This window comes from Haloarcula sp. R1-2 (assembly GCF_011627385.1).
GTDB classification, from domain to species: Archaea; Halobacteriota; Halobacteria; order Halobacteriales; family Haloarculaceae; genus Haloarcula; species Haloarcula marismortui.
This window is the reverse complement of record NZ_JAANTG010000001.1, coordinates 1,209,596-1,235,100: the sequence shown is the minus strand read 5'-3', so window position 1 is coordinate 1,235,100 and position 25,505 is coordinate 1,209,596. Positions and strand designations below refer to the sequence as shown.

Here is a 25,505-nt window from a genome sequence, read left to right as displayed (position 1 = left end):
TGTGTAGACTCCGCTCGTACAATGACAGCGGACGAGGACCGTACAATCCTGCTCATCGGCAGTGGCCCGATCAAGATCGGACAGGCGGCCGAGTTCGATTACTCCGGCGCACAGGCGTGTCGTGCCCTTCAGGAAGAGGGTGCCCGCGTCGTGCTCGTGAACTCGAACCCGGCGACGATTATGACTGACCCGGAGATGGCGGACAAGGTGTATCTCGAACCTATCAACACCGAAGCTATCTCTGAGATCATCCGGAAAGAAGAACCCGACGGCGTCATCGCCGGTCTGGGCGGCCAGACCGGCCTGAACGTCACAGCCGAACTCGCCGAAGAGGGCGTCCTCGACGAGTACGACGTGGACGTGATGGGGACGCCACTGGACACCATCTACGCGACGGAGGACCGCGACCTGTTCAAACAGCGGATGGAGGACATCGGCGAGCCGGTGCCGCGCTCGACGACCATCACGCTCGATGAGGGCGAGTCGGTCACCGACCTGGACGAGGAGTCGCTCGTGGACCGCGTCGAAGCGGCCGTCGACGAGGTCGGCGGGCTCCCCGTCATCGCACGCACGACATACACGCTCGGTGGCTCCGGTTCCGGGGTCGTCGACGAGATGGACGAACTCATCGAACGCGTCCGCAAGGGCCTGCGCCTCTCGCGCAACAACGAGGTCCTCATCACCGAGTCCATCTCCGGCTGGGTCGAACTCGAATACGAGGTGATGCGCGACGCTGACGACTCCTGTATCATCATCTGCAACATGGAGAACATCGACCCGATGGGCATCCACACCGGGGAATCGACCGTCGTCACCCCCTCGCAGGTCATCCCCGACGAGGGCCACCAGGAGATGCGCGACTCCGCGCTGAAAGTCATTCGTGACCTCGGCATCCAGGGCGGCTGTAACATCCAGTTCGCCTGGCACGACGACGGCACGCCCGGCGGCGAGTACCGCGTGGTCGAGGTGAACCCCCGCGTCTCCCGCTCCTCGGCGCTGGCCTCGAAGGCGACCGGCTATCCCATCGCCCGCGTCACCGCGAAGGTCGCACTCGGCAAGCGACTCCACGAAATCGAGAACGAGATCACCGGCGAGACGACCGCCGCCTTCGAGCCGGCTATCGACTACGTCGTGACGAAGGTGCCCCGCTGGCCCATCGACAAGTTCCGCGACACGGAGTTCAAACTGTCGACGGCGATGAAATCCACCGGTGAGGCGATGTCAATCGGCCGGACCTTCCCCGAGAGCCTGCTGAAGGCGCTTCGCTCCTCGGAGTACAATCCCGCTGCTGACTTCAACGAAATCGACGACGCAGAACTCGAAACGGAGTACCTCGAAAAGCCAACGCCTGACCGTCCGTACGCGATGTTCGAGGCGTTCTGCCGCGGCTACACCGTCGAGGAAGTCGTCGACATCACCGACATCAAAGAGTGGTACGTCGAGCGGTTCAAAGAGGTCGCCGACGCCGCTGAGGCCGCCCGCGATGGCGACTACGAGACCGCCGCACAGGCCGGCTTTACCGACCAGGAAATAACGGCGCTGGCCGGCGGCGAGTTCAACGACACGCACGTCTCCTGGCTCCCGGCGGATCTGGATGAAGACGGCGGCGACGAGCCGGAAGTCGAAGCGGCGACCGATGGCTCCGGTGTCACAGTCGACACCGTCGAGACGGAGACGACTGACCGCGACTTCAAACTCGTCGACACCTGTGCCGGCGAGTTCGAGGCGACGACGCCGTATTACTACTCGACGCGGGACCCGCTGTCGGGTATCGACCGCGACGAACTCCAGATCGACCCGGACCTCGAAAGTGTCGTGGTCGTCGGTGGCGGCCCCATCCGTATCGGGCAGGGCGTGGAGTTCGACTACTGTTCGGTCCACGCGGTCCGCGCGCTGGAGAACCTTGGCATCGACGCCCACGTCGTCAACAACAACCCCGAGACGGTGTCGACCGACTACGACACGTCCGACGGACTGTTCTTCGAACCAGTCACTGCAGAGGAGGTCGCCGATGTCATCGAAGCGACCGACGCGGACGGCGTGATGGTCCAGTTCGGCGGCCAGACCTCTGTCGACATCGGCCACCCGCTCGAACAGGAGCTCGAACGCCGCGACCTCGACTGTGAGATCATGGGGACCTCCGTCGACGCGATGGACCTCGCCGAGGACCGCGACCGGTTCAACAAGCTGATGGACGAACTCGGTATCTCACAGGCCGAAGGTGGCTCTGCGACCTCCAAGGAGGAGGCCCTCGACCTGGCCCACGACATCGGCTACCCCGTCCTCGTGCGCCCGAGCTACGTGCTCGGCGGCCGCGCGATGGACGTGGTGTACAACGACGAGGACCTCGAAACGTACATCGAGGAAGCCGTCCGCGTTAGCCCGGACAAGCCGATTCTGGTCGACGAGTTCCTCGCCGACGCCGTCGAACTGGATGTCGACGCCGTGGCCGACGAGGACGATGTCCTCATCGGCGGTGTAATGGAACACGTCGAGACGGCTGGTATCCACTCGGGCGACTCCGCCTGTATGATTCCGCCCCGGTCTCAGGAGATCAAGGACGTGATGCCACGTATCCGCGAGGTCGTCGAGGACATCGCCGACGCGCTCGACACCGTCGGTCTGCTGAACGTCCAGCTCGCCGTCCGTGACGGCGAGGTGTTCGTCCTCGAAGCGAACCCGCGCTCGTCCCGTACCGTTCCGTTCATCTCCAAGACGGCTGGCGTCCCGATCGCCAAAATCGCCGCTAAGGTGATGTCCGGCGCGACGCTCTCGGAACTCGACGTGCAGGAGCAGATTCCGGAGCAGGTCTCTGTCAAGGAGGTCGTCCTGCCCTTTGACCGCCTGCCGGGTTCGGATCCGCGTCTCGGCCCGGAGATGAAATCCACCGGCGAGGTCATGGGGACCGCCGGCTCCTTCGGCAAGGCCTACCAGAAGGCCCAGATGGCCGTCGGCAAGGCAATCCCGCTCGAAGGGACAGCCATCGTCGACCTGCCAATCCTCGGCTTCGAGGAGCACTTCGACGTGCAGGACTTCGACGACTACGAAGACACCGACGCCATCATCGACGCCATCCAGAGCGGCAAGGTTGACCTCGTTCTCTCCCGCAACCGCGACGTGCTGGAAGCCTGTGTCGAGGAGACTGTGACGTACTTCTCGACTCACGAGAGCGCCGAGGCGGCGCTGGAAGCGATCAACTCCGCTGACCAGCCACTCGCTGTTCAGGCCATCGATGAACGGCCAAAGACCCAGCGCGAGTGGGGCGCTGAGTAACGCGGTCGGCTGTTCTCGGGAGCAGATCACCCACCGCGGTGGCACCGATTCCTGTCACTCGAACGGACAGGTACAAATACTTATTCGTTGGACACGTTCACGTACCATTCATGGCCGATGCCGTACGTGTCCTGCATGTTGAGGACGACCCCGAGTTCGCGTCGATGACGGCAGCGTTTCTCAGCCGTGCCGACGACCGGTTCGACGTGGTCTCGGCAACGTCGGCAAATGAGGGACTCACCCGGCTCAGCGAGGAACCAATCGATTGTGTTGTCTCGGATTTCGAGATGCCCGGTCAGGACGGCATCGAGTTTCTGGAATCCGTCCGAGCTATCGACGAGAACCTCCCGTTCATTCTCTTTACGGGGAAAGGCTCCGAGGAAGTGGCCAGCGAGGCGATTTCGGCCGGTGTGACCGACTACCTCCAGAAACAACAGGGCACTGACCAGTACACAATTCTCGCCAACCGCATCGCCAACGCGGTCGAGCAGTACCGGTCACAGCGGGCACTGGACGCGAGCCGGGAGCGGCTCTCGCTGTTTATCGATAAGTCACCGCTCGGCGTCATCGAGTGGGACGAGAGCTTTGAGGTGGTTCAGGTCAACGAGAAAGGCGAGGAGATCCTGCGGCGTGGGGAAGCGGCGCTCGCCGGCAAGGGGTTCGAGACGCTCGTCCCGGACTCGGCGCTGGATGCGGTCGAAGAGACAATCACGGCCCTGCAGGAAGGCAGCGGGGGCTACTATACGGTGCTTGATATCGAGACCGGCGACGGCGAGGAGATCGTCTGTGAGTGGCACAACCGAATCATCCGAGAAGACGGAGAGACCGTCGCGATCTTCTCGCAGTTTCAGGAGATCACGGAGCGTCGGCAGCGACAGCAGCGTATCGAGGCACTGCACGACACAACGCGGGAGCTGATGCACGTTGAGTCACGCGAGGCTGCCGCCGAACTGGTCGTCGAAACCGCGCGTGATCTGCTCGGATTGCCACTCAGCGCTGTCTTTCTCGCCGATGAGTCGGCCGACGCTCTCAGGCCGACCGCAGTGACCGACCAGGCTCAGGCGATTATCGACGACCATCCGACGTTTAGCGAGGGTGATAGTCTGGTCTGGGAGGTGTTCGACTCCGGCGAACAGCGTGTTTTCAACGATGTCTCCACTCACCCCAACCGCTACAACCCAGACACCGACGTCTGTAGCGAACTCCTGATTCCACTGGGCGACCACGGTGTGCTGATCGCCGCATCGACCGATGCCGCCGCGTTCGAGGACGCATCGGTCTCGCTGATGCGAACCCTCGCTGCGAACACCGAGGAGGCCCTTTCCAGACTCGACCGGCAGCAGGAACTCAGAACGCTCACGGAACGCCACGAACTCGCCCTTGAGGGTGCTGAGCTCGGCGTCTGGGACTGGAACGTTCAGACGGACCAAGTCACCTTCGACGAGCGCTGGGCGAATATGCTCGGCTACACGCTCAATGAACTCGACCCGACAGTCGACACCTGGGACGAACTGATTCACCCTGAGGACCGCGAGCGGACCTACGAGGCACTGAACGCCCACCTCGACGGCGAGACGGAGATATACGAATGTGACCATCGCCTCAAGACGGCGACCGGCGACTACCGATGGATCCGCGACATTGGCAAAGTGGTCGAACGCGACGAGAACGGCGATCCGGTCCGTGCGGTGGGGATCCATCAGGACGTGACCGACCACAAAAAGCGGAAACAAGAACTCGAAGACACGAGCCGCAAACTGCAGGTCATTCTCGACACAGCGCCGACGTACATCCTGATGAAAGATATCGACAGCCGCTTTCTCTTCATCAACAGTGCGGCTCGTGACCTCTACGGGATCGACGCTGACAAATCTGTCGTCGGCCTGTCCGATTACGATATTCTTCCGGACCGCATCGCGGAGCAGACTCACGCCGACGATCAGCGGGCCCTTGAACAGAAAGAGACCGTCGAAGTCGAGACGGTGATTCCGGTCGACGGGACGGAGCGGACGCATCTGACGCGGAAGACACCGATACTCGACGATGACGGCGAGCCGTACGCCCTCTGTGTCGTTGCGACTGACATTACCGACCAGAAACAGCGCGAGCGGGAGTTGGCTCGCCTCACCGACGAGTATGCGGCGGTGTTCGAGAACACCAACGACGCCATCGCGCTCGTCGACATTGAGGAGCCGGCAGACGATCCGACGTTCCGATACGTTCGGACGAACGAGGCCTACGAGCGACAGACCGGGTTCGACACCGAGTCACTGACCGGTCAGACCCCAGTTGAGGCTGCCGGCCCGGACATCGGTCGTCGAATCGCCGACCACTACAAGCAGTGTGTCTCGGCCGGTGAACCTATCACATTCGAGGAGCGGGACCTCCACCCGACTGGCGTCTGGGAGACACAGATAACGCCGATCTTCGCCGACGGGGAGGTCGCTCGGCTCGTTGCTATTTCCCGGGATATCTCCGACCGCATCGAGTACCGCGAGGAACTAGAGCGGCAGAACGACCGGCTCGAAGAGTTCGCGAGCATCGTTAGCCACGACCTCCGGAACCCGCTTAGCGTCCTCGAAGGCTCGCTCACCCTCGCAAGAAACACCGGCAACGACGAGCAGTTCGACCGCTGTTACCGTGCAATCGACCGGATGAAGGAACTCATCGAGGACCTTCTGACCCTCGCTCGTGAAGGGGACACGGTCGCCGAAACGGAGCCGCTCGAGCTCGAATCGACCGCGCTGTCCTGCTGGCACGCCGTCGAGACGTCCGATGCCTCCCTGGATATCACTGCCGAGAGTACGATATACGCCGACGAGAGCCGCGTTCGCCAACTCCTCGAAAACCTCATCAACAACGCTGTGACGCACGGCGGCCCGGCCGTCACTGTTGAGGTCGGCGATCTCGACGACCCGGGGTTTTACGTCGCCGATGATGGTGGTGGTATCCCGCCGGAAAAGCACGACACAGTGTTTGAGAGCGGCTACACCACCACTGACGGTGGAACCGGCTTTGGGCTCGCTATCGTCAAGGAGATAGCGGCGGCACACGACTGGTCGGTGTCCGTTACTGAGAGCGACGCCGGCGGCGCACGATTCGAGTTCAGGGGCGTCAGACAGGAGTCATAGAGCGGTCGGGCTGTAACGACTGTTATCCATGCACCGATTTCTCAACCATTACATGTCCGAACCGTTGAACCGATATGGTGGTCATAGCTAGTACTCGATTAGCTACTGATGACTATCTGTCCTGTTCTGTGCCAATAATGGCACGTTCGTAACACTCATCTCTGGGGCTGTGACACTAGCAGTATGGACCGTGTTGCAATCGCTGTCGCCGCTCCGGGAATCCGATGATAGAGGACATCACTAAGCGGGCGGAGACAGTCGCTGAGATGGCTCCCAGTGACTCGGTAACGGTAGGTGTCCTCGCTGGATACAAGAGTCGTTTCTCCGAGTCACCACCGCTGAACAACCCACCGCTGACGTACCTCGACGGCGCGGAAGCCCCGGCGTATCTCCTGACCAACGGGAAGCGCGGCATCGGTCGCGGAACGAAACGCAAGACCGACTCACCGGTCGGCGACCGACGGACCGTCATTCTGGTTACCGGCCGCCGGACGCTCTGTCTCATCGGGAAAGACGAGGACGACGACATCATCGAGATCCCACACGAAGCAGTTGCCGACGTTACCACCAAGACCGGGTTCCGTGCGCACCGCCTCGCGCTCCGGACCCCACGGAAAATGTACCACTGCTGGGTGCACCGCAAGACCGACAAAACAACGCTCAAAGCGGCCGCCGAGTTCATCGAGAACCACCAGCAGGACAGTCCGGACGCAATCGACGGCGACGACGACGCCAACCGAGTCATGTACCGCGGTCGCCCCGTCGCACCGCAGAACAACACGGCCAAAAGCGAAGACAGCGACCAGACGAAATACTACCGCGGGCAACCAATCGACGACGACAGCGACTGAAAGACGTGGCTCATGCGCGTCCAAACCGCGCCGCCCGCGGTTCGTTGCTGTTCACAGTTCGCAGTTCTCATCTGCTCCGCTCGCTTCGAACCGCGCTACTGCTCGCGGGTCACTCTGTTCCCCGTCGTCGGGCGGCGATACCGCCCGACTGCTTGCGGGACCGAAGGTCCCGCTCCGCTCGGAAGTCCGGGGACCCTTCCCTACGGCCAGGCTCCCCCTACTCCCCCGCCATCCCTAGCACATCATCAAAGAAGCCGAGCGAATCGTGCGGGCCGGGGTTGGCCTCGGGGTGGTACTGGCGCGTGATGATGTTCAGGTCGTCGTTTTCCAGCCCTTCCGGCGTGTCGTCGTTGACGTTAATTTGGGTCACGTCGAGCTTGTCGCCGGGGTCGGCGACGGTGTAGCCGTGGTTCTGGGTCGTCATCACGACCCGATTGGAGCGCAGGTCACGGACCGGCTGGTTCACGCCGCGGTGGCCGAACTCCATCTTCTCAGTTTCGCCGCCGAGCGCGTTGGCAACGACCTGCTGGCCGAGGCAGATGCCCGCGAGCGGCACGTCGCCGACGTAGGTCTCGACGAGTTCCCCAGCCTGCTCGAAGTTCTCGGGGTCGCCGGGGCCGTTCGAGATGAACAGCAGGTCCGGGTCGACAGCGGCCACGTCGTCCTCGGTGGCGTCGTACGGGAACACGTGGACCTCGGCGTCGCGTTCGACGAGCGACTCGGCGATAGAGCCCTTCGCACCGCAGTCGACCAGCGCGACCGTCGCACCGTCGCCGCCCTCGTTGTGGACCTCGACCTCGTCGACGGAGACCTGCGCGCCGATGTCGGTGTGGTCAGACATATGCTTACACTCGTGGAGTTCGTCGAGCGCGTCCTGCTCGGTCACGTCCGGCCCGGCGGCGATCCCGCATTTCATCGCCCCCTCGTCGCGGATTTCGGTGACGATGTCGCGCGTGTCGAGGTGGTCGACGGCCGGGATACCCTCGGATTCGAGCCACTCGGCCACGTCGTCGGTCATCTCGCGGGCCACTGCCGCGCGCGGGTGGACGCGGTCCGACTCGAAGCGTTCCTCTCGGACGCCGTAGTTCCCGATGAGCGGATAGGAGAACGTCAGGACCTGTTCCTCGTAGGAGGGGTCGGTAAGACTCTCCTCATACCCGGTGTACGCCGTTGTAAAGACCAGTTCGCCGCGGGCCGTCCCCGGAGCGCGAGCGCGCGCCTCGATGACGCGGTCGCCTTCGATTGCCACGTATGCGTCAGCCATTACGAGATGCGTATACTATAGTCGGCCATAAGGGTTGCTTTCGAAGACGAGTTTCGAATTTCGTAATCCTCAAGTCACGACCGGTGATACTGTCATATCTCGATGGACGACCTCGACAGGGAGATACTCTCGATACTCCGCCGGGACGCCCGAACCCCGTATACGGAAATCGCGGACCGGGTCGGCACGTCGGAAGGGACTGTGCGAAACCGCGTCGAACGACTGGTCGACGACGGCGTTATCGAACGATTCACTGTCGCGACGCGGACCGGCAACGTGAAAGCGATGATCGAGGTCAGCGTCGATGTGAACGTCGACACGGCCGAGGTTTCGGACCGCATCGCTGATTGGCAGGAGGTCGATTTCGTGTGGCAGGTCTCCGGCGAGGAGGACATCGTCGTGGTCGTTGATGCCGCTGACACCGACGCAGTCAACGGGCTCATCACGCAAGCGCGTGAGTTGGAGGAGGTTGTGGGCACGAAGACGAGGTTGATTTTAAACGAGCGCGTCGGGTGATGCGTGTGGCGTGGCCGTGCGCGAACCGACGCGATTAATCGAAATCCACCGAATGAGGCTCATTCTGAACGAACGAGTTGGGTGACGCGCGGCAGTGCCGCGCGAGCCAACTCGGTGAATCGGAATTCGCCGAGTGGGGTTGATTTTAAACGAGCGCGTCGGGTGATGCGTATGGCGTGGCCGTGCGCGAACCGACCTCGAAGAACGAGCGGCGGAGCCACGAGCAGACTCGCAGCGCCGTGGTCGCCACCAGCCCGACGTGACACCCTGATTTCATATCTATTGGGCTACGAGAGACGGTATGCAGTTCCCGGCGGGCCTGGATATCGACATCGTCTCGACGTACGGACAACTCGCGACTGACGGGGCGCAGTTCCTCGCCGCCGCGGCGCTGCTCTACGCTGTCGGCCGGCTCATCGTCGTACCAGCGGTCCGGTTGGCGCTGTCACGGACGGCAACGAATAAAACGGTTGCCAGTGCGCTGACTAGCGCGGTCCACCTGCTGTCGGTCGTCTTTGCGGTGGTCATCGGAGCGAGCGTTGCAGGCTTCAGGGGGGCGCTCGCGGGGTCGACGCTGCTGGCCGCGGGCATCACACTGGCGGTGGGGCTGGCAGCACAGGATGTGCTCGGGAACTTCGTCGCTGGCGCGTTCATCGTGACTGACCCGGATCTGAACGTCGGTGACATCATCGCCTGGAACGGGATGCAGGGCACGGTGGTCGATATCGACCTGCGAGTGACGCGGATTCGAACGCCAGATAACGAGCGCATCATCGTCCCGAACACGGAGCTGGCGACGAGCGCGGTGACGAACCAGACATCAACAGGCCCGGTGGGTATCTCCTACCGGTTCGGCGTGAGCTATGACGCCGATATCGAGACGGTACAGGCCATCATCACGAACGCCGCCCGCGACCTCGATCACGTCTCGGAGAAGCCGGCACCGACAGCCAGAGTCAGCGACCTCGCGTCGACAGCGGTCATCCTGACAGGCCGGATCTGGATTCCCAACGAACGGCGGAATCGGCTCGCGTCGGTCAGGGCTGCGTTTATCGAGCAGGTGCAGGCCGACTGCCGCGCCGAGGGCATCGACCTCAGTGACACGAGCCAGCACGAACTCTCCGGCGACATCGGGGTCCACGACGGCGTCAGGCCGGCGCACGAGCGAACCGAATAGCTACCGGTCGGTACAGCATCGACCCCGTGCTGTCTGCGAGATTCGCAGCGCCCGTACGTTTATACCTGTTCATAAGATGGTATGTATATGGACGAGAAGCGCTTCGTCGTCGCCCTCTTTGGTCTCGCTGTCGCGGTGGTGGTCGGCGTCCTCGCATATCAGTTTATCGCGGCGTTGACCGTCTCCGTGTTCCTTTACTACTCGACGCGACGGTACTACACCTCCTTGCGCAGGCTCCGCCTTCCGGCGCGGGTGCGTGCGGTCGTCGTCATGGCTTCGCTGGCGATTCCGCTCCTGTTGCTCGTCAGCTATGCGGCCGTCCTCCTCATCATCGAAGCCCGGCAGTTTGTCACCCAGTACGCGCTCGTCGACGTGGCCGCAACACACGTCAGCTGGCTGGACGGCGCGGAGTCTGTGCCAGACCTCACCGTAGAGGGGTTGTACAGCGCCTACCAGTCGGGACAGCTCAAGCCGTTCGTTGACTTCCTCAGCGAGAACGCCATGGTACTCACGTCGGTCGCCTCCCAGTTCTTCCTCAATCTGTTCATCACGACCATCGTCACGTACTACCTTCTGGTAGACGGACGACGCATCCGCGGGTGGCTGCTCCGGTTCGATGACGGGGCCATTATCCGCGAGTATCTCGAAGCTGTCGACGAGGAGCTGGAAGCGGTGCTGTTCGGCAATCTCCTGAACGTGCTGGCGATATCGCTCATCGCCATCGCTGCATTCACCGGCTATAACGCCGTGGCTCCGGCGGCCGTTGAGGTCCCGTACCCGACGCTCGCCGGCGCGCTGACCGGTATTGCGAGCCTGATTCCCGTCGTTGGGATGAAAATAATCTACCTTCCGCTGACCGGCATCACCGCGCTCCCGGTGGTGCTTGACGGCCAATCGTCGCTGCTTGCGTACGTGCTTGGATTCCTCCTCATCGCCGTGGTCGTCGTCGACACGATTCCGGACCTGCTGCTCCGGCCACTTCTCAGCGGTGAGAGCACACACGTCGGGCTCCTGATGCTCGCGTACACGCTCGGACCGGTCGTGCTGGGGTTCTACGGGCTCTTCTTTGCCCCAATACTGCTCGTCGTTGGCATGACGTTCGCGAACACGGCACTTCCTCGGCTGCTCGGCGCGAGCGAACCGGACGGTATCCACCCCGACCAGCTACGACTGGAAGACTTCAGCTAGCCGTCGTAGCGGTGAACGAAACCCGAATGTGGATAGAGTTCGCGAGCGAGCAGTGATTGACAGCCACGTCGGGTGTGTACTTTTGACATACAAAAATAACATTTATATTCAGGTCGAAATAAGGAACTAAAAATGGGGTCAAACTCCGACTCCCTCCCCTATCAGGCGTCCTCAGATGACCAGATCGGGGAGTTGCATGTGGCGATGCGGCGACTGATGGCCGCCGAAGACCAGTCTGCGGTCGCGGCAGTCGCAGTTGAGACTGCAACAGCAATTCTCGATTTTCCCTTCAGTGTCTTCTGGGAGGCCACCGACAGTGAACTCAAAGCCGTAACCATCTCCGAGCCACTCCGGGAGCACGTCGAGGCCCCTGCTGACCCGGGGAAGGTAATGCGACATGAGCATGGGAGCTGGCTGTGGAAACAGTACGAATCCGACGAGACACAGCGAGTTCTGGTTTCGGAAGAAAAAGCCGCGTCTGATGCACCGCTGCATGGCGGTATCACCGTCCCGCTCGCAGAATATGGGCTTTTGACTGCTGGGACGGATGAGCGAGCCGAACCGACTGAGCGTGAGACGCAGTTGGCCGATATCCTCGGGAAGAACGTACTCTCGACCCTCGAACGGATCGAGCGCGAGCGGGAGCTGAAGCGGCAACGCGACAACCTCGACCTGTTGAACCAGATCGTCCGTCACGACCTCACGAATCACCTACAGACCATCACCGGCCGGGCGGAGTTGCTCCGGGACCAGTGCAGTGGCGACGCCCTAGAACACGTCGACGGGATTCAGGAGAGTAGCCAGTCGGCCGCAGAACTGCTTGAGACGGCTGGAAACCTTGCGACGGTAATGCGACAGACGGACTGGGAGACTGAGCCGGTCGCCCTCGGCCCAGTCCTGTCCTCGGTGACCGAAGACATCACAGCGACGTACACTGACGCACAGGTTACCGTCCCGGATGAGTTCCCGTCGGTACAGGTCCAAGCTGACGAACTCCTGTCCTCCGTGTTCCGGAACGTCCTGACTAACGCCATCCAGCACAACGACTCGGCAACGCCGTCAGTCGTCGTCGACGCAACTGATGATGGAGACGTAGTCAACGTCATTGTCGCCGACAACGGCCCGGGAATCCCGGACGAGCAGAAACGGACGGTGTTCGAGCGCGGGGAGAAGCGACCGGACAGTGAAGGGACCGGCGTCGGCCTCTACCTCGTCCGAACGCTGGTCGACGCGTACGGCGGCGACGTGTGGGTCGAAGATAACGAGCCGCGGGGGGCCGTTGTCGGACTCACGCTGCCGAAAGCGGCGGATGACGCCTGAACCACCGCCGGAATGAGAGGGCTTGTTATCGATTCAACAACCCGTCCAGTAAATGTATCGCGCCGTGTTTGTCCAGCGGGTCGTTCGCGTTCCCGCAGTGGGGCGACTGCACGCAGGCCGGACAGCCGTCGGCGCAGTCACACGCGGTCAGCATCGACAGCGTGGTGTCCATCAGCGGCCCAATATCGTGGTAGCCCGCTCGCGTTAGCCCGATGCCGCCGGGATAGCCGTCGTAGATGAAGATGGTCGGTTCGCCGGTGTGGGGATGGCGCGGCGTCGACAGGCCGCCGATGTCGCCGCGGTCACAGAGGTATTCAAAGGGGAACATCGAAATCATGGCATGCTCGGCGGCGTGGATGGCCCCTGGGAAGTCGCCGTCGTCGCCGGCGTCGCCGCCGTCGGTCACCGCATCGCCGGACTGAACGCCGTCGCCGCTTTCGCTCCCGCTCTCAGCCCCGTACGCACCCTGCCGTATCTCGCGTTCTAGGTCCGACGGCACGGTGTGGTACAGCGCCTTCGTCTCCAGCGTGGTCTCGGGCAGGCCGAGCGACCGCTGGCCGAGCACCTCCCCTGAGGAGCCGTCGCGGCGCTCGTAGCCGGTGATCTGCTTGCGCATCGTCACGGACGCGAAGCGGACCGGCACGTCTTCGCGGGTCGGCAGTCGCCGCTCCGCCAGGTCCGCCTCGACGGTGATGGTCTTGTCGTGCAGGACGCGGGTGAAGTAGTCGGCCCACGTCCGGTCGAGTTCTGCCACACCCGCGTTGAGGTCGAGGTCCGTCACCTCGTAGCGCCGGCCCTGATGATGGTAAATCGCGCCGGGGTGGGCGTCCCGCAATGCGTCTTCGACGGAGAGTTTCGCTATCACGTCGCCTTTCGCCACCAGTTTCACCTCGCCGTCGTCGACGGTCCGCAGGTTCATCTCGTGGTGCGGGCTGCCGTTACCGAGCCAGCGCATCCCTTGGTCGGTCTGGCGGCGGTCGAGCTTCCCGGCCGATTCGAGGCCGGAAACCACGTCGGGGAACGTCTCGCCGAAATGACGGTCGTCGTCCGGCGAGAGCCAGTTTTCGCAGGCGGCTGCGTGGACGTGGCCCGGGAGCAGTTGCTCGTTTTCGGGGTTGGTCACGGCCTGCTCGGCCCCTGTCTCGAACAGCGCGTCGGGGTTGCGCAGGACGTACTGGTCCAGCTGGTCCTCCCCGCCGACCAGCGCCACCAGAGCGGGGTCGGTGCCGCGGCCGGCCCGTCCGGCCTGCTGGAAGGCCCGCATCCGCGTGCCGGGGTAGCCGTCCAGCAGCACGGCATCGAGGCCGCCGACATCGACGCCCAGTTCGAGCGCGCTGGTCGACCAGACGCCGCGCAGGTCCCCCGACTGCAGGCCCTGCTCCAGTTCGCGCCGCCGGTCGTCGGTCAGTGCGGCCTGATACGCGCCGACGCCATCGGCGAGGTCGTGCTCGCCACGCTTCCGGAGTTCGTCGGCGCTGTCGCTGGCGTACCGCTCGGCCGTCTGGCGCGACCCGGCGAAGACAACTGTCTGAAGGCCCCGCTCTACGAGGTCAACGAACAGCTGTTTCGTCTCGACGTGGTTCGACTTCCGGCGACCGCTCCCCCAGCCGTCGCCATCGTACTCGGGCGGGTTCCACAGCAGCCAGTGACGCGGCCCGCTGGCACTGGCGTCCTCGTCGACCAGCGCGAACGACGGTTCGGGCTGGCCGGTGACCGCTGCCGCGTGTTCGACTGGGTTGCCGATGGTCGCCGAGCAACAGACCCACTCCGGGCCGCCCGCTGTCCCACCGTCGCTTCCTGTGCCCGTCCCCCCAGCATCGAATCGCTCGGCGACCCGCTGGAGGCGGCGCATCACCAGCGAGACGTGGCTACCGAACACGCCGCGATAGCCGTGGACCTCGTCGATGACGACGGTTTCGAGCCGCTGGAAGAACCAGTCCCACAGTCGGTGGGCATGGGGCAGAATGCCGTAGTGGAGCATATCCGGCGTGGTCAACAACACGGTCGGCTGGCGCTCCCGGATAGCCTCCTTCTCGGACTTGGACTGTCGGCCAGTGTACTGGGCGATGGAGACGCCGGAGGCGAAGCCAAGTCCCTGCGCCAGCTCCGACAGCGTCTCGGTCTGGTCGTTGATGAGCGCGACCTGTGGGGCGATGTACAGTGTCGTCGCCCGGCGGTCCAGCGCCCGCTCGAAAGCCGGAACGGTGTAGGCGAGGCTCTTCCCGCTCGCTGTCTCGGTTGCGAGAACAACGTTGTCACCGGACCGGACTGCCTCGATTGCGTCCACCTGATGCGTGTAGAGGTCGGTGATGCCCCGGTCTTCGAGGACGCTGGCGAGGCGGTCCGCAATCTCGCAGTCCGCGGTCTGCGCGCCCCGGCCGAGGACCGTCCGCTGGTCGACGATCTGTCCCTCGTAGTACGGCCGGTCCCGGAGCCACGAAATCGTGTCGTCCACGGGTGATGTATGGGTGCGAAAAGTATCGGTGTTGCTGTTCTCGGCTGGAGATACATCAGCCGACGGTGGACTCAGTCGGTGGTCGACTGATTGAGCGGCGGTGTCGCATCGCGTTCCGCTGCGGGCGGCAGGGACCCCACCGCTGCAGGGAGCGCAGCCAGTGGGACGGTGTCGTGAGCAGTGCTGGCGTGGACGCTCTCATCCGTCTCGACAGCGAGGTAGGTACCGCCAGCCTCGACGACCGGGCTGTTGCCGTCACCGGTTTCGCCCGCTATCACGACAGCATCGGCGGCAGCGGCGAGGTCAACTGCGCGCTCGCGGGCCGCGTCGTCAATGCCGGCGAAGGCTGGGACCGTGACCGTCTCACAGTCGAGGTCCCGGGCTCGCTCGGCGGCTGCGTCGCCGGCAGGCACAACGCCGACACTGACCTGACAGCCGGCTCCGACGAGCTTCGAGACGGCGGACGCCGCCGGCTTGCCGGTCCCGACGACGTGAACGCGACGGGTGACAGACTCTTGTTCAGCAAGCGGCGTCACAAGTGGCGCGTCGGTGCCGGGCTGGGTCGTCACCAGCGTCTTCGCGTCGAAGGCGTCACGGAGCGTGTCGCTCGTGAGAACATCGGCGGGACGGCCCGCGGCGCGGATGCCGCCGCCGGCGAGCAACACCAGTTCGTCGCAGTACCGCGCGGCCAGATTGAGGTCGTGTATCGCTGCGACGGCCGTTTTCCCGTCTTCGACCAGCGTCTGGACCAGTTCAAGCGTGCGGACGGCGTGGTTGATGTCGAGGCTCGCCGTCGGTTCGTCAAGCAGGAGCACCGGTGTCTCCTGTGCCAGTGCCCGAGCGAGGAGGACCCGCTGGCGCTCGCCGCCAGACAGCGAGGTGAACGGCCGGTCGGCGAACTGGGCAACGCTCGCACGCTCCATCGCCGTCTCGACGGCGCGCCGGTCGCCGTCGTCCATTCGGTCGAATCGGCCGAGATGCGGTGTCCGCCCCATCTCAACGGTCTGTCTGACGCTGAAGTCGAACGACAGTGCGGTGCCCTGTGGCGTGCTCGCGACGAGGCGGCTCACCGCTTTCGCGGATTTACTCTGGATGGGCTCGCCGTCGACGCGAACCGTTCCGGCGTCCGGGTCGAGTGTCCCCTTCACCGCTCGCAGGACGGTCGTCTTACCCGCGCCGTTGGGACCGACGAGGCCGACGAGCGACCCACGGTCGACGCTGAAATCGACGTCCGAGACGACCGACTGGTCGCCGAAGGAGACCGCGAGGTCAGACACGTCAAGCATCGGCCCGGAGCGGTCCCGTTCTGGGTCCGAACCTTCGGGCGCGGTCTGCTCGCTCATAGCTCGTGCACCTCCCGCTTCCGGAGCAAGTACAGGAAAAACGGCGCGCCGAGGACGGCGGTGACGATGCCGACCGGGACCTCGGCGCTACCCGAGCGTGCTAGCGTGTCCGTCGCCACGAGAAACGACGCGCCGGCGAGCGCTGCCGTCGGGAGCAGTATCCGGTGGTCCGGCCCGACGAGCAGCCGCATCACATGAGGGACGATGAGGCCGACGAAGCCGACGATGCCGGCGACGGCGACGCCCGCTGCCGTGATGACTGCCGACAGCGCGAGCAGGACCCGCTTGGTCCGTTCGACCTCGATACCGAGGCTCTGGGCGTCCTCCTCGCCCAGCAGCATCACGTTCAGGTCGCGTGCGTACGCGAGCAACACCACGAACGGGATGGCCACGAGCACGACGCTGCTGGTCACCTCGGGCCAGGACGCACCCTTGAGATGGCCCATCAGCCAGTACAGCGCCCGCCGGATGCTCTCGCCGCTGTGGAGCAACAGGAACGAGACCACCGCGCCCAGAAACGTCTGTATCGCCACGCCGGCCAGCAACAGCGTCGCGACCGGTGTGCGGCCGTTCCGCGTCGCGATGAGATAGACGCCGAAGGCCGCGACCAGCGCTCCTGCGAAGGCCGCGCCGCGGAGCCCGAGCCCGAACGGGATGACGACTGGCGCGACAATGAAGGCGACCGCGCCGACCGCCGCGCCGGAGGAGACGCCGATGATAGACGGGTCGGCCATCGGGTTCCGGAAGATACCCTGCATGATTGTCCCTGCGGCGGCAAGCGAGAAGCCGACGACCGCACCGAGCAGTATCCGGGGGAGTCGGACCTGCAGCACTATCTGTGTCTGGAGGTCGCTTACGGCGTAGGAAAACACGTGAGCCGTGGTCACGTCGACGGCAGGGCCGGAGATCGAGATGCCAGTCGGAACGACGACAGCGTTGAGCAGCACTTTCCCGACATCGGCAGGCGGAATCCACACCGGGCCGATGCCGGCGCTCGTCGTCACCACGGCACAGAGGACGGCGACGAGCCCTGCCGACCACCCGACAGTCCGACCCGCGAAACGCATGTATGAAAGCCCACTTGCAGTAGATAAGTATTTATTGCTCCTGACACCCGCCTATGGTATGCGACGACGGTCTCTCGTCTGTGTCTTTGTCCTGCTCGTCGGCTCGTTCGCGGGTATCACTCCAGCTTCAGCAACAGCAGCCACACAGGCGGAGGGCTGCTCGTTTCCGGTCACGATGACCGACGCGACCGGGACCGAGGTCACTATCGAGGAGCGCCCGGCGCGGGTGACGACGACCAACCCCTCGGCCGCCCAGACGATGTGGGAGATCGGCGGTCGTTCTCAGGTTGTCGGGCTCACACAGTATGCAAGCTATCTGGACGGCGCTGAGAGTCGGACGAACGTCTCCGCGAGCTTCGGCGTCAACGTTGAGCGCGTCGTCAGCACGAACCCGGACCTGGTGATTGCACCGAACGCCAGCGCCGGTGACGTAACCCCGCTTCGGCAGGCCGGGGTCACCGTGTATCACCTCCCCGCCGCGACAACTATCGAGGACATTCGAGCAAAGACAACGACCATCGGCCGCCTGACCGGCAACTGCGAGGGTGCGAGCGAAGCGAACGCCTGGATGGACGCAAACGTCGACGCTGTCCGGCAGGTCACCGCCGATGTCGAGGACCGACCGACCGCGCTGTACCCGCTGGGTGGGGGGTACGTGGCGGCGGGCAACACCTTCGTCACGTCGCTCATCGAACTCGCGGGCGCGGAGAACGTTGCGGCCCGTAACCACACACAGTACCCACAGCTCAGCGACGAGGTCATCCTTCAGCTCGACCCGGACGTGCTCTTTGTTACCGAGAACACAGCGACCGTCGCGGAGACAGAACCCTACGCCAGCACGACCGCGGGCGAGACCAATTCGACGGTCACCGTACAGGTGCGGAACATCAACCAGCCCGCCCCGCGGAGCGTGGTCTCGTTCGCCCACAACGCCACTGCACAGCTCTATCCGGACCGCTACGACGCCGACAGCTACGTTCCCCGGTCGGCGGTGACCAAAACGAGCGAGCCCACGCCCGCGGACCACACGCCAAGCACTGAACAGTCCACGACCGACGCCAGTGGTCCCGGATTCACGGCTGTTGGGGCGCTTGCCGCACTGCTGACGCTGGTCTGCATACAGCAGGTCCGCCGCCGGAGGCCATAGCGCCATGGATAAACAAACTATCCGCGAGACGGTCTGGGACGCGCTGGAAGAAGGCGGTATCGCTCGATTCCCGTTCCCGCCCCACGACCGGATTCCAAACTTCGAGGGCGCAAACGAGGCCGCACAGCGCTTGACCGAGACAGCAGTCTGGGACGCCGCGGAGACGGTGAAGGCGAATCCGGATTCGCCACAGCTCCCGGTCCGCCGGGCGGCGCTGCGGGCCGGCAAAACGGTGTATATGGCCGTGCCACGGCTCCGGGACGAGCAGTGTTTCTACGAACTCGACCCCGCCGAACTCGACGATATCGAGGCCGCGCCGGCGGTGTCGAACGTCGCGGACCACGCCCGGCAAGTGGGCCCCGAGGCGGTCGGGAGCGTCGACCTCGTGGTGTCGGGCTCAGTCGCAGTCACCGAGGACGGCGCGCGCATCGGGAAAGGCGAGGGGTACAGCGACCTCGAATACGCTGTTCTCCGTGAACTGGGACTGGTCGACGAGACGACACCGGTCGTGACGACGGTCCACGAACTTCAGATTGTTGGCGGCCCCGAAGGCGTCGTCGACACCACTGTCCCCGTCGACGACCACGACGTGCCGATGGACTGGGTTGTGACGCCGGAGCGCACTGTCGAGGCGGCGACCACGCATACGACGCCAGCGGGCGTCGACTGGGACGCGCTTTCGACAGAGCGCATCGACGAGATTCCGGTCCTGTCAGCTCGCCGGCCCGACTGACCTCTCAGTCGCTATACACGGGGTAAAACCCTGGTAATGAAAGCCTACCGGCGGTACAATTTTATCCCCACATACCCTGAAACGGGTATGGATACACCCGTGGCCACGCCGAACCGTCACGGGGCCGACGGAACTGCCGGGCGGGTACGCGTTCTCTATGTTGACGCGGACTGCGACGACATCACGGCAGTCACGGAGACACTGAGCGGGAGCCCCGACGAATTTACTGTGACGGTGTGTGAGACGGCGGACGACGCACTCACATCACTCGAAAACGCGTCCTACGACTGTGTCGTCAGCGAGTATCGACTGCCGGACCGAGACGGAATCGAACTGTTACGGGCTGTCCGGGACCAGTCCTTTGACCTCCCGTTTCTGCTCTTCACTGACGACGGCGATGAGAGCGTGGCCAGCGATGCCATTTCGGCCGGGGTCACGGACTACGTGACGAAGACACCGCTCTCAGAACAGACGGAGCTGCTCCGACAGCGGATTACCGCTGCTGTCGCCCGCTATCTGGAGGAGGCAGACATCCTTGACCGGATGACAGACGGGTTCTTCGCGGTGGACGAGGACTGGGAGTTTACCTACCTCAACGAACGTGGCCGGCGCGTCATCGGCCGTGCGATGGCATTGGACGGGGATACTGCTGACTTGCTGGGGCAGAATATCTGGGAGGCGGTCCCGTCGATAGAAGGAACGGAGTTCAGCAAGCAGTACCGACGGGCGATGACCAAGCAGGAGCCAACATCCTTCGAAGGGTACTTCGAGCCGCTACAGACGTGGTTCGACGTGTCCGTGTACCCATCGCCAACCGGAATTTCGGTGTACTTCCGTGATATCACTGAGCGGCACAGGCACGAAGAAGAGATCAGGAGTAGAGAGCGGACGCTGCGAGAGATTTACGGGGTCATCTCGCGCAAAGACCTGGATTTCGAGGAGAAGGTCGAGCGACTCCTCGAAATCGGGCAGAACGCCCTCAAAGCCGAAACGGCCGCGCTCTCACACATCGATGGCGATATGTACGTCTTCGAAATCGTCCGCGACCGGACGGGAGCTATCGAGGCGGGCGATGCAGTCCCGCTGGACGCCACGAACTGCGAACGGGCCGTCGTTGAGGAGCAAACGCTGGTGCTCGCTGATATCGCCGCAGACCGCCCTGAGCTGACCGCCAAGGCCGGCTACACGGAGATGGGAATCTCCTGTTACCTTGGAACGCCCGTCATCGTCGACGGGTCGGTGTACGGGACGTTCTGCTTCTACGGCACGGAACGCCGTGATTCCTTTTCGGAGTGGGAAGTCACGCTCGTCGAGCTGATGGGGAACTGGATCAGCTACGAACAGGAGCGTGAACGCCGTGAGCAGGAGCTCACTCGCCAGCGTAACCGTCTGGAGGACTTTGCCAGCGTCGTCAGCCACGACCTCCGGAACCCGCTCAACGTCGCGGTCGGCCGGCTCACGCTTGTCGACGAGGAGTACGACGGAGACCCGGAGCACGTCGAATCGCTCCGGCGGTCACTCGAACGGATGGATGAACTCATCGACGACGTGCTCGCGCTCGCTCGCGGCGGCCACAAGGTCATTGACGCGACCGAAACGTCGTTAGACGACATCATCACGGCCGCCTGGGACACCGTCGAGAGCTCGGACGCGACGCTTGAACGGGTCGATACGGACGCACGAATCACAGGCGACCAGACGCGGCTTCAGCAGCTCTTCGAAAACCTCTTCCGAAACAGTGTGGAGCACAGCAACGACCCCGTGACCGTCCGCGTCGGGACCCTCGCTGACGGCCGGGGGTTCTACGTCGCGGACGACGGTCCCGGGATTCCCGAAGACGAGCGTGACGAGGTGTTCGAGCGCGGCTACACCACGAGCGACGACGGGACCGGCTTCGGGCTGGCTATCGTCTCCGAAATCGTCGACGCACACGGCGGCCGGATAACTGTCGCAGAAAGCGAGGACGGCGGGGTTCGCTTCGACGTGACCGGTGTCCAGGTCGACTGATTATAACTGGTCGACTGATTATAACTGGTCGACGCAGTCCCGAATGAGGCCATCGACGTTCTCCGGGAGCGTCGGGTGATAGGCCCGGTCCGGCAGGTCACGCACGTCAAGGCCGAGCTCGACGATGGTCTGGAACGTCTTGGCGAAGCTGTCCGCGTGGTAGTGCATGCCTTGCCAGCCGAGCACTGTCCCGTCGTCGGCGTCGACGACGAGCTTTGCAAGCCCCTCGGGCACGTCTTTCGATTTGAACACGCCGTCGTCGCTGGCCTGTCGCGTCGCCGTGACAATATCGTAGCCAGCCTCTTTTGCAGTCTCCTCGTTGTGGCCGACGCGAGCGAACGGATACACACCCAGCCCGGAGAAGATGACGTGGTGGTGGACGTTTCGGTACGCTTCGAGCGAGCCACCGGCTTCCTGTCGGACGATGTTCTCGGCCGCGGTGAAGCCCTGCTCCTTGGCGACGTGGAGAATCGGCTCTTTCCCGTTGACGTCGCCAACGGCGTAGATGTGGTCGGCGTCGCGGGTCTGCATCGTGTCTCTCGCCCAGTCGCCGTCAACTGAGACCGGTGTGTTCTCCAGCCCGAGCCCTTCGACGGTCGGCCGACGGCCGGTAAAGAGGAACAGCTGGTCGGCCTCGAACGTCTCCTCGCTGCCGTCGTCGTACTCGACGGTGAGGCGAACGCCGCCGTCCTCGGTCTCTTCCAGTTCCTTCTCGTAGCAGTTTGTCGGAATGGTCACGTCCCAGTTGTTTTCGTAGATGTCGAGCGCCTCGTCGCCGAACTCCGGGTCGCCTTCGTCGATTGGCCGGTCGTCGTGCTCGATAACGGTAAGCTCCATCCCACCGGCCTCCGCCAGATACGGCACCATTTCCATCCCGATGTAGCCAAAGCCCATCACGATGCCGGAGTCGGGGAATTCGGTGGCGTCGAGCACCTGGTCGCTCGTCATGAAGTCGACCTCGTCGATGCCGGGCGTCTCCGGGACGTTCACGCTGGAACCGGTCGCAATGACGACGTAGTCGGCCTCGTGTTCCTCGCCGCCAGCCCGGACCGTGTGCTCGTCGACGAACGTGGCGGTGTCGTGAATGAATGTCACGTCGTCGCGTTCGGCCATCTCGTGGACGGAGTCTCGGCGGTGCCCCGCCCAGTCGAGCACGTGGTCGTCCTTGCGTTCGACGACGGCTTCCAGATCAACCTCGGGCACGTCGCCAACGAGGCGTTCGTCGTGGCGCGCCTGAAAGCGATGGGCCCCTGCGGAGAGCACTTCCTTGGACGGCATACAGCCACGAAGGATACAGAGCCCACCGCCGGGCTCGCCGTTGTCGATGAGCGTGAGTTCGATGTCATCCGCCTCGACAAGGTCGCCGGCGACTGCGGCCCCGGCACTGCCATACGCGCCGATGATAACGACGTGAGTCATACCAGTGCTAGAGCGACGGCATTAAATAAAGGCTTCAGTGGCGTGTTTCGCCCGGACACGACCGACGTGTGGTAGTCTGGCCCACCGAATCGACTGGTCAGTCGTCGCCGTCGACGGGCGCGGGTGGACGCGACCGCCCGAACCCGAGTATGCCACGAACCGACCAGTCAGCGTTGAACACTCGGTCCCAGACGACAAGTGCGGAGGGGATCACCAGCAGGGACGCGAGGAACGCGTACCCGATCGACAACGCCGTCAGGATACCGAACTGGCCGATTGCGGGGAACACAGCCAGCCCGAGCACGCCGATGCCGAACGTCGTGGTGAGCATACTCCCGAACAGCGCGCCACCGGTCCCGCGAACGGTCCGGTCCAGTGCCGTTTCGAGGTCGTTTTCGTCGAACTCGTCGGCAAACCGGTGGGTGACGTGGACTGAGTAGTCGACCCCCAGTCCGATAGTTATCGCCAACATCGTCGCTGTCAACGCGTTGAACGGGATGCTGAGCACCCGCATCGTCCCGCCGAGCCACGCCACCGTGACGACGACAGGAATGATGTTCACGAGACCGAGCGACGGCCGCCCCTCCAGCATATTGTAGATGAGGACCAGAAACACTGACGCGCCGATAAGCGCGATCGCCAGCGACTGGATCGCAGACTCCAGGATGAGGTCCGAGACGGCCTGGAACACGACAACCGAGCCGGTTGCCGTCGCGTCATACCGGAAGTCGTCGGCAACGCTTCGCGTATCGGTGGTCACCTCTGCGTCGGTCGCGTCCGCCTCGACGGTATAGACAACGCGTGCGCTCCGGTAGTCCTCGGTGATGTACTCGAGCGCCTGGCCACGGGCCGACGAGTCGAGCAGGTACTCGTATATCTGTTCGAGGTTATCGTCCGGGATCCCGTTGTCGTTCCGGTCGTTGCGCTCGACCATTCGGCGGAACTCGGGGTCCTCGTCCGCCCGGTCCTGGATGACGGTCACGATAGACGTCGAATCAGCACGCCCGTCTTCTCGAACAAACGAGTCCGGCGGGTTGTTCCCCGCCCGATACATCTGCTCAAGCGCCGCGTCGTTCCGCATCGGCCCCTCTACGTACACCGTCGCCTGACTGGACTGGGTCGTGTCGAACCGTTCATCGAGGAAGTTCGTCACCTCCGTTACGGTGTATTCGCTTGGAGCGAACGGCTCCGGCAGGGCCTCGACGAAGTCCGGGTTCTCCTCGGGCGGCAGGAAGTCCTCCTGACTGAACGAAGTCGAGACGCCGGTGGCGTAGTAGCTGGCACCGACCGTAGATACGAGGATGAGAACGAGGAAGATGATCGGGGCGCGGTTCGCAATGACGACGCCGCCGCGCAACACGTCACTGAGTGCGGAATCCTCTGCACCCAGCGGCGTCTCGCTGAACGTCGGGATGGGGTAGGACTGTCTGAGCCGGTCCAGCTCCACCTTCGCGGCGGGCAGGAACACCCCGAAGATGAGGAACGTGAAGGTGATACCGACAGAGGCCACGTAGCCGAAGTCCTGAATCGGCGGCAGCGCGCTGGTGAGGTTCGCGGCGAACCCGATGACTGTCGTGCCGGTCACGATGAAGAACGCGACAAGCAGTTGGTCGGTCGTGATCCGCATCGATTTCTGGATGGACGCCCCGGTTTCACGCTCCTCCCGATATCGGTTGACGGCGTGAATCCCGAAGTCGATACCCACCGCCAGTAACAGCGGTGGCACGGCGATGAGCATCTGCGAGAAGGGGATGCCGGCAAGCCCCATGAAGCCGAACGTCCAGACGACGGCCATAAACAGCGCGAGCAGGCCAAGCGCCATGTCCGCGAGGTCGCGGTAGGCAATCGTCAGGAAAAACAGAATGAACAGCACTGCCGCGGGCACAGTCAGGATGAGCGAGTCGCCGACGACGTTCGAGAACTCGTCTGCGACGATACCGCTACCGAACAGGGTAATGCCACCGTGGTCAGCGCTGGCGACAGTGAACCCGGCTTGTTTCTGGATACTCGTTAGCGGACTCGAACCGCCCTGGCCTGACCCGGAGGAGATTCCCGCCGGGACCTCGTGTGTGACGACCCCGATGGTCGCCGACGCCGAGGCGGCTTTGCGGTTGAAGTCCTTGCTCAGTAGTGATTTGAACCGGGGATTCTGCTCGGCCGCGCGCCTGACGGCAGCGTCGATTTCACCCGGCGTTGCGGCTTCGACAGCATAGACCTGTTGTTCAGTTGTCGTCGCTTCCGGGTCTAGCTGCTTGGCGACAATGCTGGCGGCGCTTGAGGTCGATGTGACACGGAGCGTTCCGCGCTGTTCCAGCCGGTGCTGTGACCTGAGCATCCGGAGCAGCGCCGGCTTCGAGAGCACGTTCGTCTCCTGCTGGATCAGCTGTGTGCTCCCTGTATCCGGTGAGAAGGTCGGCGAGAACTTGTCGTTGACCTCCTGTAGTGCCTCCTCGGCCGGCAGTCCGGTCGTAAACTGCGACGTCCCGGAATTGGTCGAGACGCCCCCGAGGCCGGCGCTGAAGACCACCGTCACGACCAGGAAGAGGAGCACCACCTTCCGTGAATCGTGGACGATGCGGTCGTCTGCCCAATCGATGTAGCGCTGATAATCCAT

The 25,505-nt window shown here is 63.6% G+C and carries 17 protein-coding genes; 10 read left to right on the top strand and 7 right to left on the bottom strand.

Annotated features, from left to right (window positions below; genetic code table 11):
- The first annotated feature begins 21 nt into the window (after positions 1-21).
- From carB to G9C82_RS06215, 3 genes are all read left to right on the top strand, one after another.
- Positions 22-3,273, top strand: a complete 3,252-nt coding sequence (gene carB, locus G9C82_RS06225; protein ID WP_127013631.1) for a carbamoyl-phosphate synthase large subunit — start codon at positions 22-24, stop codon at positions 3,271-3,273.
- A gap of 110 nt (positions 3,274-3,383) precedes the next feature.
- Entirely contained in the window at positions 3,384-6,404 is a 3,021-nt protein-coding gene (locus G9C82_RS06220) for a PAS domain S-box protein (RefSeq protein ID WP_127013630.1), read from the top strand.
- Between the two features lie 224 nt (positions 6,405-6,628).
- Positions 6,629-7,255, top strand: coding sequence for a hypothetical protein (locus G9C82_RS06215; protein ID WP_004963949.1), 627 nt, complete (start codon positions 6,629-6,631; stop codon positions 7,253-7,255).
- Between the two features lie 217 nt (positions 7,256-7,472).
- Here the strand turns inward: G9C82_RS06215 and carA are convergent, their stop codons facing one another.
- Entirely contained in the window at positions 7,473-8,519 is a 1,047-nt protein-coding gene (gene carA / locus G9C82_RS06210) for a glutamine-hydrolyzing carbamoyl-phosphate synthase small subunit (protein WP_007189090.1), read from the bottom strand.
- A gap of 102 nt (positions 8,520-8,621) precedes the next feature.
- On the opposite strand from carA, the gene G9C82_RS06205 reads away from it, so the two are divergent.
- Positions 8,622-9,035 (top strand): Lrp/AsnC family transcriptional regulator, encoded by a 414-nt coding sequence (locus G9C82_RS06205; RefSeq protein WP_004518577.1) that lies wholly within the window; start codon positions 8,622-8,624, stop codon positions 9,033-9,035.
- A 145-nt stretch (positions 9,036-9,180) separates the two neighbouring features.
- On the opposite strand, the gene G9C82_RS20865 is transcribed toward G9C82_RS06205, so the two are convergent.
- The gene (locus G9C82_RS20865) at positions 9,181-9,312 is read right to left on the bottom strand and encodes a hypothetical protein (RefSeq protein ID WP_277601702.1); all 132 of its coding nucleotides are present in this window, start codon (positions 9,310-9,312) and stop codon (positions 9,181-9,183) included.
- A 24-nt stretch (positions 9,313-9,336) separates the two neighbouring features.
- Between G9C82_RS20865 and G9C82_RS06200 the strand changes: the two genes are divergently transcribed.
- The 3 genes from G9C82_RS06200 to G9C82_RS06190 all read left to right on the top strand — a co-directional run bounded on the left by G9C82_RS06200 (position 9,337) and on the right by G9C82_RS06190 (position 12,720).
- A complete protein-coding gene (locus tag G9C82_RS06200) occupies positions 9,337-10,212 on the top strand; it encodes a mechanosensitive ion channel family protein (RefSeq protein WP_121303745.1) in 876 nt (291 codons plus the stop codon).
- 87 nt (positions 10,213-10,299) lie between these two features.
- Positions 10,300-11,400, top strand: a complete 1,101-nt coding sequence (locus G9C82_RS06195) for an AI-2E family transporter (protein WP_127013629.1) — start codon at positions 10,300-10,302, stop codon at positions 11,398-11,400.
- A 132-nt stretch (positions 11,401-11,532) separates the two neighbouring features.
- Entirely contained in the window at positions 11,533-12,720 is a 1,188-nt protein-coding gene (locus G9C82_RS06190; RefSeq protein ID WP_127013628.1) for a sensor histidine kinase KdpD, read from the top strand.
- Positions 12,721-12,745: 25 nt separating this feature from the next.
- Here the strand turns inward: G9C82_RS06190 and G9C82_RS06185 are convergent, their stop codons facing one another.
- The 3 genes from G9C82_RS06185 to btuC form a co-directional block, all read right to left on the bottom strand.
- A complete protein-coding gene (locus tag G9C82_RS06185; RefSeq protein WP_127013627.1) occupies positions 12,746-15,175 on the bottom strand; it encodes a DEAD/DEAH box helicase in 2,430 nt (809 codons plus the stop codon).
- Positions 15,176-15,246: 71 nt separating this feature from the next.
- On the bottom strand, positions 15,247-16,518 hold the full coding sequence (locus G9C82_RS06180) for an ATP-binding cassette domain-containing protein (protein WP_127013626.1): 1,272 nt from the start codon (positions 16,516-16,518) through the stop codon (positions 15,247-15,249).
- Entirely contained in the window at positions 16,515-17,585 is a 1,071-nt protein-coding gene (gene btuC, locus G9C82_RS06175; protein ID WP_127013625.1) for a vitamin B12 ABC transporter permease BtuC, read from the bottom strand. Before btuC ends, G9C82_RS06180 begins: the two co-directional genes overlap by 4 nt.
- 58 nt (positions 17,586-17,643) lie before the next feature.
- On the opposite strand from btuC, the gene G9C82_RS06170 reads away from it, so the two are divergent.
- The 3 genes from G9C82_RS06170 (at position 17,644) to G9C82_RS06160 (ending at position 21,472) form a co-directional block, all read left to right on the top strand.
- Positions 17,644-18,732 (top strand): PGF-CTERM-anchored ABC transporter substrate-binding protein, encoded by a 1,089-nt coding sequence (locus tag G9C82_RS06170; RefSeq protein WP_127013624.1) that lies wholly within the window; start codon positions 17,644-17,646, stop codon positions 18,730-18,732.
- Positions 18,733-18,736: 4 nt separating this feature from the next.
- Positions 18,737-19,465: a 5-formyltetrahydrofolate cyclo-ligase gene (locus G9C82_RS06165; protein ID WP_127013623.1), complete on the top strand. Its 729-nt coding sequence runs from the start codon at positions 18,737-18,739 to the stop codon at positions 19,463-19,465.
- An 87-nt stretch (positions 19,466-19,552) separates the two neighbouring features.
- The gene (locus tag G9C82_RS06160; RefSeq protein WP_007189082.1) at positions 19,553-21,472 is read left to right on the top strand and encodes an ATP-binding protein; all 1,920 of its coding nucleotides are present in this window, start codon (positions 19,553-19,555) and stop codon (positions 21,470-21,472) included.
- A gap of 18 nt (positions 21,473-21,490) precedes the next feature.
- Here G9C82_RS06160 and G9C82_RS06155 read toward each other — a convergent pair whose 3' ends face one another.
- A complete protein-coding gene (locus G9C82_RS06155; protein WP_127013622.1) occupies positions 21,491-22,891 on the bottom strand; it encodes an NAD(P)/FAD-dependent oxidoreductase in 1,401 nt (466 codons plus the stop codon).
- A 97-nt stretch (positions 22,892-22,988) separates the two neighbouring features.
- Positions 22,989-25,505, bottom strand: a complete 2,517-nt coding sequence (locus G9C82_RS06150) for an RND family transporter (protein ID WP_127013621.1) — start codon at positions 25,503-25,505, stop codon at positions 22,989-22,991.

Coding starts and splice junctions, on each gene's coding strand:
- carB (WP_127013631.1), top strand. CDS start 22: ATGACAGCGGACGAGGACCGTACAATCCTGCTCATCGGCAGTGGCCCG.
- G9C82_RS06220 (WP_127013630.1), top strand. CDS start 3,384: ATGGCCGATGCCGTACGTGTCCTGCATGTTGAGGACGACCCCGAGTTC.
- G9C82_RS06215 (WP_004963949.1), top strand. CDS start 6,629: ATGATAGAGGACATCACTAAGCGGGCGGAGACAGTCGCTGAGATGGCT.
- carA (WP_007189090.1), bottom strand. CDS start 8,519: ATGGCTGACGCATACGTGGCAATCGAAGGCGACCGCGTCATCGAGGCG.
- G9C82_RS06205 (WP_004518577.1), top strand. CDS start 8,622: ATGGACGACCTCGACAGGGAGATACTCTCGATACTCCGCCGGGACGCC.
- G9C82_RS20865 (WP_277601702.1), bottom strand. CDS start 9,312: ATGAAATCAGGGTGTCACGTCGGGCTGGTGGCGACCACGGCGCTGCGA.
- G9C82_RS06200 (WP_121303745.1), top strand. CDS start 9,337: ATGCAGTTCCCGGCGGGCCTGGATATCGACATCGTCTCGACGTACGGA.
- G9C82_RS06195 (WP_127013629.1), top strand. CDS start 10,300: ATGGACGAGAAGCGCTTCGTCGTCGCCCTCTTTGGTCTCGCTGTCGCG.
- G9C82_RS06190 (WP_127013628.1), top strand. CDS start 11,533: ATGGGGTCAAACTCCGACTCCCTCCCCTATCAGGCGTCCTCAGATGAC.
- G9C82_RS06180 (WP_127013626.1), bottom strand. CDS start 16,518: ATGAGCGAGCAGACCGCGCCCGAAGGTTCGGACCCAGAACGGGACCGC.
- btuC (WP_127013625.1), bottom strand. CDS start 17,585: ATGCGTTTCGCGGGTCGGACTGTCGGGTGGTCGGCAGGGCTCGTCGCC.
- G9C82_RS06170 (WP_127013624.1), top strand. CDS start 17,644: ATGCGACGACGGTCTCTCGTCTGTGTCTTTGTCCTGCTCGTCGGCTCG.
- G9C82_RS06165 (WP_127013623.1), top strand. CDS start 18,737: ATGGATAAACAAACTATCCGCGAGACGGTCTGGGACGCGCTGGAAGAA.
- G9C82_RS06160 (WP_007189082.1), top strand. CDS start 19,553: ATGGATACACCCGTGGCCACGCCGAACCGTCACGGGGCCGACGGAACT.
- G9C82_RS06155 (WP_127013622.1), bottom strand. CDS start 22,891: ATGACTCACGTCGTTATCATCGGCGCGTATGGCAGTGCCGGGGCCGCA.
- G9C82_RS06150 (WP_127013621.1), bottom strand. CDS start 25,505: ATGGATTATCAGCGCTACATCGATTGGGCAGACGACCGCATCGTCCAC.